The following is a 13,187-nucleotide window of genomic DNA, read 5'->3' as shown; positions in this document are numbered from 1 at the left end:
GGCCGCGCCGGAAGATACGCCGCCGCCCGGCGTCGGCGGCCGCGTCAGGCGTAGCTGCGCAGGCGTGCCGCGAACTCCCGCAGCGCGCCGATGCCGGACAGCTCGGCGCGTTCGCACCACTGGCGCAGGTGCGCCAGCAATTCCTCCGGCGCGGCATGCTGGCGCTGCCAGAGTTCGGCCAGTTCGGCACGCAGTTGCTGCATCGTCAGCAGGGCGCCGCGGTGGCGCAGGAACAATGCCAGCGAGGCCGCCTGTTCGCCTGTCACGAAGCCGGGATCGCGGCGCAGCAGCCGGTCGACCTGGGCCAGGAAGCGCTTGTCGAACTTCACCTCGTGCGCTTGTCTTGCATCTTGCCGGAACGCGCGCCGCAGCATGCGCGCATAGCGGGCCATCACTTCGTGCCGGTTGGCGATGATCGCGTGCAGCGTGTGCAGGTCCGCTTCCGGCTTGGGCGCCGCGCGGCGCGGCCGCGGTGCCACGCGCGCCACGCGGGCGAGCCGGCAGGCCTGCAGCAGGCGGATATACAGCCAGCCGACGTCGAACTCGAACCAGCGCGACGACAGGCGGGCCGATGTCGGGTAGGTGTGGTGGTTGTTGTGCAGTTCCTCGCCGCCGATCAGCAGCCCCAGCGGCCCGATATTGGTGGCGGCATGGGGACCGTCATAGTTGCGGTAGCCCCACCAGTGGCCCAGGCCGTTGATGATGCCGGCCGCCGTGACGGGAATCCACAACATCTGCACCGCCCACACGGTGAGGCCGATGGCGCCGAACAGCACCACGTCGAGTACCAGCATGAGTCCGACCCCTTGCCACACGAAGCGGGAATACACGTGGCGTTCGACCCAGTCGTCCGGGGTGCCGGCGCCGTATTGTTCCACCGTGACGAGGTTGGCCGCCTCGGTCCGGTACAGTTCCGAGCCTTGCGTGAGCACGCGGCGAATGCCGAATACGGCGGGACTGTGCGGGTCGCCGTCGACCTCGCAGCGGGCATGGTGCTTGCGGTGCACGGCCACCCATTCGCGCGTGACCATGCCCGTGGTGAGCCATAGCCAGAAGCGGAAGACATGGCTGGCCGCCGGATGCAGCGTCAGCGCCCGGTGCGCCTGGCAGCGGTGCAGGTAGATGGTGACGGCGGCGATGGTGACGTGTGTCAGCGCCAGTGTCGCGGCCACGATCGCCCATGCACTCCAGTCGAGTACGCCATGGTCGAGGAATGCAAGCAAGGCGGAAATGGCATCCATGCTGTTCTTTCCGTGATGGCAGGTGACCAGCATAGTCCCTTTTGGCGGGACCGTCGATGCATGCGCACCACACGGCTTCGCGCCGGTGCGATGGAAATGCCGGGCTGCGCGCGCAGCCCGGCATCAGGCGCCGGTCAGCCGCGCGCCAGCTGACGGCGGCGCAGCGCGGCCACGCCGATCAGGCCAACGCCCAGCATCAGGTAGGTGGACGGTTCCGGCACGGCCAGCACCTGTACCGTGGCGGTGCCCAGCGTGGTGTCGATGTCGAGCTGGCCGCTGTCGAGCAGCAGCGTGTCGAAGAAGCTCACCGTCGAATTGCCGGCGCCGACAGCCTGGAACGAAATCGTGCCGAGGCTGCCCGTGCCGGACACGCCGGGAATGGCGCCGAGCAGCGAGCTGAACACGTAGGAAACCGTGCCGGCCACGTTGTCGACGCTGCCCGTGGAATTGAACGTGCCGCCGAGGAAGTCGCCCAGTTCCACGCTGCTCACTTGCAGTATGGTCGGATCGAACTGCAGGGAAAACTCGTAGCTGTACAGGTCGGTGACATCGACCAGTTGCACATCCAGTTCGACCGTCTGCCCAACGGTCGACGGGTTGGGCGCCGCCACGGGCGTCAGCGTAGCCGCATAGGCCTGCATGCTCGCCGCGCTCAGCAGCGCAGCGCCCAGGTATTTCTTCCATCCACTCATCTTGTTTCTCCTTATGCCGGGTGGGCAAAATTCAGTACTTGATCGGGTACCTGATCGGGTACCTGAGCCGGTACTCGAGTCGGTACGTGATTCATCGGAATTCGCTTGGTCAATATTCGCTTCATCGAAAGGCGATGGTCATCCGTGCCGGGGCGAGCCCCGGCCGGTAGCGCCTCGTGACGCAGCAAGCTGCGTCACGAGCTCGACAACGGTCAGTTGCAGGACGTTCCCTCCGGCACGAGACGTGCCACGTAAGTCAGGTCCCGCACGTTGATGACGCCATCCTGGACGACGTCGGCCCGTGGATCGAAACCGGGCTGGCCGGTGCGCGTGCCGAAGGCGGCGCGGATGACACCCAGATCCGCACAGTCTACGACGCCGTCGGCGTTGACGTCGCCCGGCAGGTTGATCGTGAAGTTGGCGTTCGACACGTCGAAGAACACGTTGCCGACTGCCTCCACCTTGATGCGGGCGGTCTTCGAGGCCACGGCGGGCAGGGTGACCGTGGCGCTGCCGTCGTTCGGCGTGCTGGCGGCCAGCGTGTGCGGCCACGTCTTGCCGCCATCCGTCGACAGCGAGATCTTCACGTTGCCGACGCCGACCGGCGCCGCGTTGGTGTTGGCCACGCTCCACGTCACGGTCTGGGTGGCACCCGCTTGCAGCGTGCCGGCCGCGTTATGCGACGTGACCAGGAACGGCCCGGCACCGTGTGCCAGCACGAGCTTCGTATCGGCGCTGTTGACGCCGCCGCGGCCGTCGCGTGCTGTCACCCGGAAGTTCAGCGCCGCCGGGTTGGCGTTGCTTTCGTAACCCACGTAGTCCACGGTCGGCAGGAACTCGGCATAGCACTCGATATGGGCGGCGGTCGGCGCGCCGGAAGGCGTGGGGCAGGCGCCGCTTTCCGCGTTGGTATTGTTCGCCAGGATCTGGTCGATGTCCGGGAAGACGCGGGTCGGATCGGTCGTCACCTGGTTTTCGCCAGGCGAGTTGTACTTGATCGTGTCCTGGCTGCTGACGAGGGCGCGCTTGCCGAACTGGCTGAACAGCGGGCCGTTCGTTTTCACGTTGTCGGTCAGCGCCGTGCCGTCGAAGCCGCCCTGGTCGTTCTGCTCCCACAGGTAGGTGACGGTGTCGCCGTCCGGGTCGGTGGCGCTGCCGGTCAGCGCGAATGGCGTGCGCACCGGGATCGTGTAGGCCGCCGGCGCGCTGACCTGCGGTGCGCTGTTGCCGCTCGACGTTACGCTGCCGCCGCGCATGGTCAGGCCGCCGGCGACGATCTCGCCGGTGAAGCCGGTCACGCCGGCGGACAGGTTCGCCAGCCCCAGTTGTGGCACATTGGTGTCGGCCAGGGTGCCGCCGAACGTGACCGTGAAGCCGGTATTGCTCACGGCGCTGACAACGGCGGTGGCGCCGGCCGGCCAGCCGGCGATGGCCTGGATTGCCGCACGGATGCCGCCGGCCGTGTAGTTCGTGCCGCGCACGATCGGCGCGGACAGGTTGCCGTTCCAGCTGATCTGGAATTGCTGGCCGTTCGCGGTGAAATTGCGCAGCACCCCTGCCTGCACTTCATTGTTGGTGGATTCGGCGCCCGACGTGTAGGCGACGATTTCATCGAAGCTGCGTTGCGACCAGTACGGGTCGCTGTGCGGCTGGATGTCGTCCAGGTCGCAAATGCCGGCGTAGGCCATGATCGACGTGCCGCTGCCGACTTCGACCGAGGTCTCCGGATTGCGGTTGCCGCCGGCGCAACTGCCGTTGACGCCGTTGAAGGTGTGATTGCCCGAGAACTGGTGGCCGATTTCATGGGCCACGTAGTCGACGGCGAACACGTCGCCCACGGGGGTCGGCACGCCCGTGCAACCCTGCGCCTTGAAAGCGCCGCCGACCACGCCGAGGCTGGCGATGCCGCCGCCGTTCAGGCCGAAGCCGATGTGGCCGATGTCGAAGTTGCTGGCGCCGACCAGCAGGCCGGTCACGATGCGGTTGCGCCCCAGCGTGCTGCCGCCGCAGCCTTCCGCTTGCGAGGGCGTGTAGCAGGCCGCACCGCCGCACGGGCCATTGGCGCCGGTCATCTGCGCGTCGGTATCCAGGTTCAGCGCATCGGTGGCGTCGACCAGTACCAGGCGGATCGACGTTTCATCTTCGTAGATCTGCGTGACGCGGTTGATCAGCGTGACCTTGGCAGCCGTGACGTTGGCCGAGCCACCGAAGTAGTTGGCGTAGGTGGGATCGGTCACCAGTGCCAGGCGATAGGTGCGCAGCTGGTTGCCGACGGTGGCACTGGCGGCCGCGCCGGCATTGACCACGTGGTAGCCGGCGGTGGTGGTGGCGCGGCCATCGCTGGCCACGACTTCGAACGCACCGGTGGAGCCGGCCGGCAGCGTCAACGCCACGACGCCGTTGCTGTCCGCGGTGGCGGTGGCGGTCTGCAGTGCCACGGTTTCACCTTCGGCGCGCACCGTGATGCTGACGCTGGCGCCCGGCGTGAAGTTCAGCCCGCGCACTTCCAGGTTGTCGCCTTCCTTGTAGAAGCCGCGCGACAGCGTCAGCTGCGCTTCGCCCAGCGCGGCTTCCACCAGCGGACCATGCTGGTTGGCCAGGTCGCGGCCGTAATAGCTGGCATACAGGCTGTCGTCGAGATGGTAGTACGGGTCGACGTACCAGCCGCCCTTCGGCGAGCGCACCGAGGCGTGCAGGCCCAGCTTGGTGATGTCCATCCGCAGCGTGGCGGACGGGTCGTCGATGCCCTTGCCGCGGTAGGTCTTGATGTCGGGGTGCTTGGCCGCCAGGCCCGGTTCCATGATCGGCGATTCGACCAGGGCGAAGCGCTGGAAGCCGCCATCCGGGTGGGGCAGGGAAATCGTCAGGGAATCGGGAACTTCGCCGAGGCCGCGTTCCAGCGGCGCTCCAGCCGTCACGCCCTTCATGCCGTTCTTGTCGAGCGTGGCCGCGTGGTATTTCTTCAGTTTCAGCGCGGGCTTTCGGGCGCCGCCGGTGCTCAGCCCATCGGCCGGCTTGGCCACGCTTTGCCAATGCGCCGCGGCGCGCTGGGTGGACACTGCAGAAGTAGCCGTCTGTGCAGCGTGCGCGATCGGCGCGGCGGCAGTGAAGGCGAGGGCGATACAGAGGGCCAGGGAGGATCGCACGCCCGGTGCGGCGCGCATCATCTGGTTCCCGCCGTGGTGCGGCGGGGTCGACGGCTTGATTCTCATGCAATGTCCTTTCGCGACTGGTTTGCTCTACTCGGTGGTCTTGTTGTGTTGCCTCTTTGGTGCCTGTTTTAGTGCCTCTTCGATGCCTCTTCGGTGCTTTACGCTGCCTCTTCTTGCCGGGATCCCTGTGCATCCGCCGTCTGTGCGGCGGAGGTCCTGGTGCCTGATGCAAATAAGGCAATAGAACTCAACCATACTATTGCCGGCTTGTTACATAACTCAAGCACAATCTTTGGCGGCGTTGTAAAGACGTTGAAAAGCTTGCATTTCGCACTGGCCAAGGGGCCTTGAAAGGTCTTTGTTGCCGGGAATGGCCGGGTTTTCCGGCCGGCGTTTTCGGCCTGCTTTTTTGGCTTGCGTTTTCGGCCGGCATTCACGGCCGCGACATCGCCACATCGCGAACAATGGTTGCGCCGCGATACAATGGCCGGTTTCTTTTTCGGGCGCGCGCTTGCGGCCGCTCCGGCAACCGTCTTGAACAGTAACCACTATCTACTTGAAAGCCGTCCCGGTACCGGGCTGGTCCGCGACCGGCAGCTGGTCGGCGCCAAGGCGCTCGCCGCCCTGATCGCGGACGGCGCAGTGGCATCGCGGTGGCGCGTTGTCGAAGCCGGTTGCGGTATCGCGCACCGCTTCGCCGCGGCGCACATCCCCGGTGCGGCTTACCTGGATACCGGCGCGATCGAAGGCGGCCCCTTGTGGAACAGGGTGGGGGACGACGCGTTGCTGCGGGTGCTCCTCGCACACGGCATCCGGCACGATACGACGGTGATCCTGTATGGCCGCAATAACCTGGCGGCGGCGCGCGTGGCGCACCTGCTGCTGTACGCGGGCGTGGCCGACGTGCGGCTGCTCGATGGCGGATTCGCCGCCTGGCTGGCCGGCGGGCACCCCTGCGAAAGGGGGCCGGCGCGACCATCCGGCGCCGCGACCGACTTCGGCGCGCCGTTCCCCGTCCATCCGGAATATGTCGTCGACATGGCAGCGGCGCGCGCCTTGCTGGCGCGGCCGGACGCGGCGCTGGCCAGCATCCGCAGCGAAGCCGAATTCCTCGGCAAGGTCTCGGGCTACAGCTACATCGCTGCGCGGGGCGACATCCCCGGCGCGCGGTGGGGCAGGGCAGGCGACGACGGCGACGTCAACAGCATGAGTGCCTACCACCTTGCCGATGGCACCATGCGGCCGGCCGGCGAGATCGCCGCGATGTGGGCGCAAAACGGCATCACGCCCGACAAGCGGATCGCCTTCTATTGCGGCACCGGCTGGCGCGCATCAATGGCGTTCTTCTATGCGTGGCTGATGGGGTGGGACGATATCGCCGTGTATGACGGCGGGTGGCTGGAGTGGAGTAATGAAGCGGCTGGCGGAAAACCGTGTATTGCGGGGATGGGCTGACCTGCACAGCGAATTTCGCCCCACCCGGGCCAATTGGATGAGACGCCAGCTCAGCGTTGGCGCCTGCGCCGGCACTCCCTGCACCTATTCAGACCGGTCTGGCTTCGATCCGGAAATGCCGTGAAAATTTGAGTTTCCGGGATACCCCAGTCGGATCGGAAACGAAGGGAAAGGAAAATTCCGGGTCTTCAAGCAGTACAAGACGCCATTCTGTGTCAGCGAAAAAATGAAACGTCACCGCATCGGGCAATTGCAGGCGCAAGTCGGCAAATACGCCGGTGGAATAGATCACCCCGAGCTCGGCGGCATCGACCAGCACCATGTCGGCACTGAGCATATAGATGCGCAGCGTATCCTCGAAGGGAATGTCATCGGTGAAGAACGCTATGCGGAAGCTGTTCCATTCAATGGCTGCATGCAGGATCGCTCCAGTCATGATCACGCCGGTGGGCTGACCGTTCAGCACCACTTCAGAAGATGCCAGCGCCGACTCCGTGTACGGAGATGCCAGCCGTGCTGAAAATTCGCGAGGTTGGAGTAATCTCACAGGCGCGCCTTACCAGATGAAGCCCGCTCCGAAGGCCGCCAGGGCGCCTCCGACGAACGCGCCTACAGTCATGCAACGGCGTTATCGAGTACATCTTCGTCGGATCGCGGCATTGTAAACTCCTGTCAATGGTGTTCAACGAGACTACCTGGGTTCACGCGGAATGAGCGCAAGATGCGAAGAGTCCGTTGACCATCAGAGCGGGGAAGCGGCGGAAGGTCTTCCGAACCGGGCACAGAGGGGTCTAAAAACAAAAAAGCCCACGAACGTAAATTCGTGGGCTTCTTCGAGGATTCTTGGTAGGCCGTGCGGGATTCGAACCTGCGACCAACGGATTAAAAGTCCGCTGCTCTACCAGCTGAGCTAACGACCCAAGGTAAAACCGAATTCAACAACAACGCAACATCTTGCAAGTGGTAGGCCGTGCGGGATTCGAACCTGCGACCAACGGATTAAAAGTCCGCTGCTCTACCAGCTGAGCTAACGACCCCCTGCAAACTACGATGCTGCTGCTTCCTTCGAGTGGTAGGCCGTGCGGGATTCGAACCTGCGACCAACGGATTAAAAGTCCGCTGCTCTACCAGCTGAGCTAACGACCCTCCGAAAGAAGCGGGATTATAGGATGGCCCGGCCGTTCCTGTCAAATGCTTAGGAGCATCGAATTATGCCGCAAACGGGGGCCGCCAAGGCCGGGCCCCCATCGGGGGAAGCGGGCCCGGCCAGGCGAAGGCTTACTTGGCGCCCAGGCGCTCCTTGGCGGTCCGCGCGGCGGCCGAGTTGGGGTAGGCCTTGATCAGCTCGTTCAGCGTCTTCTTGGCGTTGTTGACGGCTTTCAGCTCGGCCTGGCAGCTGGCGATGTTCAGCATCGCGTCGGCCGCCTTCGGGCTGTCCGGGTAGTTCTTCACCACGGCCTGCTGCGCCACGATGGCGGCCTTGCAGTCGCGCTGCAGGTAGTAGGCGCTGCCCAGCATGTACTGCGCGTTGGCCGCGTACGGCGAGCCGGGGAAGCGGCGCACGAAGTTCTGCAGCGCCGTGGCCGCGCCTTCGTAGTTTTCTTCCTTGAACAGCTGCATGGCCGCGTCATGGGCATTCTGCTCGGCCTGGTCGACCGATGCCGTCTGGCCGTCGATTTCCACCTGGCGCGGCTCCAGTGCGCGCAGGCGCTTGTCGATGTCGGCGTACAGGTCCTTCTGGCGCTTCGCGGTGACTTCGATCTCGTTCTGCAGGACTTCGACCTGGCCGCGCAGGCGGGCGATTTCCTGCATCGTCTGGTCATGCTGGGCGATCAGGTCCAGCGTCGACGTCTTGTCCGCCTTCGTGTCGAGTCGGCTGTTGAGTTCTTTCGTCAGCGCTTCCACCTTGGCGCGCAGGTCGAGGATCGCGCGGCGTGCTTCGTCGTCATCGAAGACGCCGGCGGAAGCGTGCAGGGACAGCGTGGCAACGGCCAGCGCAACGGCCGTCTTGGCGAATTTGATCATGTTCTAAACGCTTTCAATGAAAAAAACGGGGCAGCGCGCAGTATAACCCTGCGCGCTGCCCCGTCCACACGTGAGCCGGCTCGTGGCTCAGGTATCGGTTCCGCTATTACTTGTACACGATGTCGGCGCGGCGGTTCTGTGCCCACGCTTCTTCGTTGCTGCCGGTAGCTTTCGGCTTTTCCTTGCCCAGCGAAACGGCTTCGATCTGGCCGTCGGCCACGCCCAGCGCGACCATCGAGCGCTTCACGGCTTCGGCACGCTTCTGGCCCAGGGCCAGGTTGTATTCGGCGCCGCCGCGTTCGTCGGTGTTGCCCTGGATCAGGATGTTGCGGCCGGTGTTCTTGGTCAGGTAGTCGGAGTGGTTCGTCACGACGGCCTTGCCATCTTCACGCACGGCGTAGCTGTCGAAGTCGAAGTACACGCTGCGCTGGGCCAGCACGCCTTGCGGATCGTCCAGCGGGTCGATCGACTTGGTTTCGACCGGTGCCACGGCGCGGGTGTCCTGGGCTGCGGCAGGCGCTTCGGCCGGCTTGCTTTCCACTACGGGTGCCGGCTCGGAAACCTTGACGGGGCTCGAGCAAGCTGCCAGCAGGGCGGCGCTGCTGATGATGAAGGCGATGCTTTTTACGTTACGCATGTTGATTCTCCTGGTCATTGTGAAAGGTCTTTACTGCCTGTTTTACTTCATGAAAGGACCCCAGGTGGGTTCCTTTATTGCGCCGGCCTGAATGGTCAGGCGTTGCTTGACCCGGCCGTCCACCGACACCACCGCCAGGGCCTTGCGCCCGCCCGATTCGGTCGAGTACAGGATGTACTTGCCGTTCGGAGCGAAGCTGGGGGCCTGGTCGTTGGTGTTATCCGACAAACGTTGCTCCTGGCCGCTTGCCAGATCCAATACATAGAGCTGGAAGTTGCCGTTGCGCCGGGAAATATAAGCCAGCGTCTTTCCATCGGAGGAAATGCGCGGGCTGATGTTGTAGCTGCCGTTGAAGGTCACGCGCTGCGCTTCGCCGCCGTTCACGCTCATCCGGTAGATCTGCGGGCCGCCGCTGCGGTCGCTGGTGAAGTAGATCTGCTGGCCATCGGCGGAGAACTGCGGTTCGGTATCGATGCCGCTGCTGTTGGAAATGCGGCGGATGCCGCCACCGCTGCTGTTGGCGATGTATACCTGCGTGTTGCCGGTCTTCGACAAGGCCAGGGCGATGCGGCTGCCATCGGGCGACCAGGAAGGGGCCGAATTGCTGCCGCGTTCGTTGGCGATCACGGTGCGCTGGCGCGTGATCAGGTTTTGCACGTAGATGACGGGCTTCTTTTGTTCGAACGACACATAGGCCACCCTGGTGCCGTCGGGCGACCACGACGGCGAAATGATGGGCTCGTTCGACGACAGGGCCAGCTGCACGTTCTCGCCATCCGCGTCGGCCACTTCCAGGCGGTACGAGCGGCCCTGCTGGGTCACGTAGGCGATGCGGGTGGCGAAGATGCCGCGCACGCCGGTCAGTTTCTCGTAGACGTCGTCGGCGATCTTGTGCGCCGACAGGCGGGTGAATTGCGCCGGCGCCTGCTGGTCCAGTTGCGAGATCTTCGTGTTCTGGATGGTCGACATCAACTTGTAGCGCACGTCGTACGTGCCGTTCGGCTGTTTCTGCACGGTGCCCACCACCAGCGCATCGGCGCCGCGCGCCTTGTACGACGAGGCGTCGACGCTGTTCACGTCGGTAATCGTGCCGGCATCGATCACCTTGAAGGCGCCGCTGCGTTCCAGGTCGGTCTTGATGACCTTGGAAATCTGCGTCGGCGACTGGCCTTCGTCGACGAAGGCGGCCACGGCCACGGGGATCTGGTTGCTGCCGACGCCGGAGATTTCCACGCGCAGCTGCGCCTGGGCGCCCAGGCTGGCCAGCATGCCAGCGGTGAGGAACAAGGTAGGTAGTTTTTTCATGTCAAGGCAAGTCTTTCAAATTAAACGTCGCGTTGATATCCCGCTCGACCGTGCCGTCTTTCTTTTTCGGCAGAGGCGACGATTTGGAAATCGCGTTCTCCACGGCGGCATCGTAGGCGGGAATTCCGCTGCTCTTGATCTTTCGGACCGAAACGATTTCCCCAGTCGGCAATTGCGTGATCTTGAACTCGGCGCGCGGATTGCCGGGAACGTCCTGGCTGCCCGCGTAGCTGATGTTGCTCTTGATCTTGGCCGTGATCGCGGCCACGTAGCCACTGTCCAGGCGCGGCGCGGTCGATTTCTCGGCCGTGCCCGAACTGCCGCCCGCCGCGCCCGTGATGCGCCGCATTTCCTCGGCGCGCAGCTTGGCGATGCGGTCGGATTCTTTCTTTTCCGCGGCCTTCTTGTCGGCCAGTTGCTTCTTCCTGGCGTCTTCTTCTTTTTTCTTCTCGGCTTTTTCCTCGGCCAGGCGACGTTCCTTGTCGTCTTCCTCGCGTTTTTTCCTGTCGTCTTCCTTCTTCTTCTGCTCGGCGAGCTTGCGCTCGTCCTCGATCTTCTGCTTGCGCTTCTCTTCCTTTTCCTCGGCGATGCGCTTTTCTTCTTCCTTCTTTTTCTTCTCGCGTTCCTTCCTCAGCGCGATCTCGGGATCGGGCTTCGGTGGCGTCACCTCACGCGGCGGCGGCGGGGCAGGGGCGGGCGGCGGCGGCGCCGGTTCCGGCTCGGGCCGCGGGTCCGGTTCCGGCTCCGGTGCCTCGGCGGGCGGCGGCGGCGGAGCGGCCTGCTGCGTCGTCAAGTCCCACACTTCCGCTTCCACGGCCACCGGCTCCGAACTCTGCCAGTTGATGCCACCCCACAGGAACAGGAACAGCAGCGCGTGCGTGGCCAGCGCGAGACCGAACGCGCGCCAGCCGCTGTCATGCCGGGGGACCCGGTACGGGCCACCCTTGTTTGCTTCACTCGTCGCCATGCCTTACTTCGTCGCCAGACCGACGCGGTTGATGCCCATCTTTTTCGCTTCGGAAATCAGCTGGATCACGTCGTCGTACTTGCTTTCCTTGTCCCCCGCGATCAGCACCGGATAGTCGGGATTCTCCTCGTGCAGCGCCGCCAGCTTGCGCACCAGCGCATCGCGGTTCGGCGCCGTCTCGGGCGCATCGGCATTCTTGCCCGCGATGCCGATCGACAGCGCACCATTGGGCTTGATCGTGACCTGGATGTACGCATCCGGTGGGCGCACCGATTTTTCCGCATGCGGCAGGTCGATCGAACTGGGGTTGTTCGAGCTCGGCATCACCATGAAGATGATCAGCAGGCACAGCATCACGTCGATATACGGCACGACGTTGATCTCGGACTTCAGCTTGCGGCCGCGGCCGCCACGCATGCTGCCACTGTTGAAGGAAGACGCCATGATGGACCCCTATCGCGACTGGCGCTGCAGGATGTTGGAGAATTCCTCGACGAAGCTTTCAAAGCGGATCGCCAGGCGGTCGATGTCGTGCGAAAAACGGTTGTAGGCCACCACCGCCGGGATCGCCGCGAACAGGCCGATCGCGGTGGCGATCAGCGCTTCGGCGATGCCGGGCGCCACGGCCGACAGCGTGGCCTGCTGCACGTTGGCCAGGCCGCGGAAGGCGTTCATGATGCCCCACACGGTGCCCAGCAGGCCGATATACGGCGAGACGGAACCGACCGACGCCAGGAATGCCAGGTGCGATTCGAGCACATCCATCTCGCGCTGGAACGCGGCGCGCATCGCGCGGCGGGCGCCGTCGAGCAGCGCGCCGCCATCGAACGTTTCACGGTTGGCCGCCACGGCCTGCTTGCCCTTGATGAACTCGCCCATACCCGCTTCGAAGATGCGCGACAGCGCGCCATTGTTGGCGCGGTTGCTGCCGGCGGCCTGGTACAGCTGGTGCAGGTTGCCGCCGGCCCAGAAGGTTTTCTCGAAGTCGATCGTCAGGCGGCGCGCGGCGCGCACGTCGAACCATTTCTTGAAAATGTAGGTCCAGCTGACGATCGAGAGGCCGAGCAGCAACGCCATGATCAGCTGGACGATCAGGTGGGCGTTGGAGATGAGGGCGATGAAGGAAAGATCTTGGGAACCGTTCATTTATGAATTAGTTAGAATGTAAGTACGGCAAAGGGTCATGCTGGCGGTGGCATCCGCCTGCCCATCGGTGACGCTGCCCGGCCGGCGCTACGCTACATAGGCACGCATGCGCTCGGCCACTTCGTCGGGCACGGCGCGGGGACGCAGCGCGGAATCGACGCAGCCGATCTTGACCAGCGCCGTGTTAAGCAAGGTCGTGCCACGCCATGCCTGCTGCCGGAACACGATGGAGGCACGGCCAAGCTTCTCGATAACTAGTGTTAATTCTAGGGCATCGTCCAGTTTGGCCGGCGCATGATAGTCCGCGCTCACGTTCTTCACCACGAACATCGCATCGTGGGCTTCCAGCAGCGCCTGTTGGCCAACGCCGATCGCACGCAGCCATTCGGTACGCGCACGTTCGAAGAACTTCAGGTAATTCGCGTAATAAACGATGCCGCCCGCGTCCGTATCCTCGTAATAGACACGGACTTCCCAGGTGAACTCTGATGGCATGATCATTTGTTACAAGTGTTATTAGGCAACATTCTACGTCATTTAGCATACAACGTTGCCAAAAGTTTGCTG

At 64.2% G+C, this 13,187-nt stretch carries 12 protein-coding genes and 3 tRNA genes; 1 reads left to right on the top strand and 14 read right to left on the bottom strand.

All coding sequences use genetic code 11. From position 1 onward, the window contains the following. Nucleotides 1-44: 44 nt before the first annotated feature. From EYF70_RS20180 to EYF70_RS20170, 3 genes are all read right to left on the bottom strand, one after another. Nucleotides 45-1,241: a DesA family fatty acid desaturase gene (locus tag EYF70_RS20180; RefSeq protein WP_131147013.1), complete on the bottom strand. Its 1,197-nt coding sequence runs from the start codon at nucleotides 1,239-1,241 to the stop codon at nucleotides 45-47. Nucleotides 1,242-1,375: 134 nt separating this feature from the next. After that, nucleotides 1,376-1,933, bottom strand: coding sequence for a cohesin domain-containing protein (locus tag EYF70_RS20175; protein WP_131147012.1), 558 nt, complete (start codon nucleotides 1,931-1,933; stop codon nucleotides 1,376-1,378). A 212-nt stretch (nucleotides 1,934-2,145) separates the two neighbouring features. Then, on the bottom strand, nucleotides 2,146-5,145 hold the full coding sequence (locus tag EYF70_RS20170) for a reprolysin-like metallopeptidase (protein ID WP_229420471.1): 3,000 nt from the start codon (nucleotides 5,143-5,145) through the stop codon (nucleotides 2,146-2,148). Between the two features lie 474 nt (nucleotides 5,146-5,619). On the opposite strand from EYF70_RS20170, the gene EYF70_RS20165 reads away from it, so the two are divergent. Then, nucleotides 5,620-6,540, top strand: coding sequence for a sulfurtransferase (locus EYF70_RS20165; RefSeq protein ID WP_229420470.1), 921 nt, complete (start codon nucleotides 5,620-5,622; stop codon nucleotides 6,538-6,540). Nucleotides 6,541-6,628: 88 nt separating this feature from the next. On the opposite strand, the gene EYF70_RS20160 is transcribed toward EYF70_RS20165, so the two are convergent. The 11 genes from EYF70_RS20160 to ybgC all read right to left on the bottom strand — a co-directional run bounded on the left by EYF70_RS20160 (nucleotide 6,629) and on the right by ybgC (nucleotide 13,115). Continuing rightward, nucleotides 6,629-7,087 (bottom strand): hypothetical protein, encoded by a 459-nt coding sequence (locus EYF70_RS20160; protein WP_131147010.1) that lies wholly within the window; start codon nucleotides 7,085-7,087, stop codon nucleotides 6,629-6,631. Between the two features lie 297 nt (nucleotides 7,088-7,384). Continuing rightward, nucleotides 7,385-7,460 (bottom strand) — tRNA-Lys (locus EYF70_RS20155). A gap of 41 nt (nucleotides 7,461-7,501) precedes the next feature. Next, nucleotides 7,502-7,577, bottom strand: a tRNA-Lys gene (locus EYF70_RS20150). Nucleotides 7,578-7,610: 33 nt separating this feature from the next. Beyond that, a tRNA-Lys gene (locus EYF70_RS20145) sits at nucleotides 7,611-7,686 on the bottom strand. 132 nt (nucleotides 7,687-7,818) lie between these two features. Then, the gene (gene ybgF / locus EYF70_RS20140) at nucleotides 7,819-8,565 is read right to left on the bottom strand and encodes a tol-pal system protein YbgF (protein ID WP_131147009.1); all 747 of its coding nucleotides are present in this window, start codon (nucleotides 8,563-8,565) and stop codon (nucleotides 7,819-7,821) included. A 106-nt stretch (nucleotides 8,566-8,671) separates the two neighbouring features. After that, a complete protein-coding gene (gene pal, locus EYF70_RS20135; RefSeq protein WP_131147008.1) occupies nucleotides 8,672-9,202 on the bottom strand; it encodes a peptidoglycan-associated lipoprotein Pal in 531 nt (176 codons plus the stop codon). Nucleotides 9,203-9,244: 42 nt separating this feature from the next. Continuing rightward, nucleotides 9,245-10,507 carry a Tol-Pal system beta propeller repeat protein TolB gene (gene tolB, locus EYF70_RS20130; RefSeq protein WP_131147007.1) on the bottom strand — a complete coding sequence of 421 codons (1,263 nt, stop codon included), beginning with the start codon at nucleotides 10,505-10,507 and terminating at the stop codon, nucleotides 9,245-9,247. A gap of 1 nt (nucleotide 10,508) precedes the next feature. Beyond that, nucleotides 10,509-11,474: a cell envelope integrity protein TolA gene (tolA, locus tag EYF70_RS20125; protein WP_131147006.1), complete on the bottom strand. Its 966-nt coding sequence runs from the start codon at nucleotides 11,472-11,474 to the stop codon at nucleotides 10,509-10,511. 3 nt (nucleotides 11,475-11,477) lie between these two features. After that, nucleotides 11,478-11,918 carry an ExbD/TolR family protein gene (locus EYF70_RS20120; protein WP_229420469.1) on the bottom strand — a complete coding sequence of 147 codons (441 nt, stop codon included), beginning with the start codon at nucleotides 11,916-11,918 and terminating at the stop codon, nucleotides 11,478-11,480. 9 nt (nucleotides 11,919-11,927) lie between these two features. Next, nucleotides 11,928-12,620 (bottom strand): protein TolQ, encoded by a 693-nt coding sequence (gene tolQ / locus EYF70_RS20115; RefSeq protein ID WP_131147005.1) that lies wholly within the window; start codon nucleotides 12,618-12,620, stop codon nucleotides 11,928-11,930. An 87-nt stretch (nucleotides 12,621-12,707) separates the two neighbouring features. Then, the gene (ybgC, locus tag EYF70_RS20110) at nucleotides 12,708-13,115 is read right to left on the bottom strand and encodes a tol-pal system-associated acyl-CoA thioesterase (RefSeq protein ID WP_131147004.1); all 408 of its coding nucleotides are present in this window, start codon (nucleotides 13,113-13,115) and stop codon (nucleotides 12,708-12,710) included. Nucleotides 13,116-13,187 lie beyond the last annotated feature (72 nt).

This window comes from Pseudoduganella albidiflava, from assembly GCF_004322755.1.
In the GTDB taxonomy this organism is placed as follows: Bacteria; Pseudomonadota; Gammaproteobacteria; order Burkholderiales; family Burkholderiaceae_D; genus Rugamonas; species Rugamonas albidiflava.
Note: the sequence above shows the minus strand (reverse complement) of the source record. Positions and strands in the feature narration are given on the sequence as shown.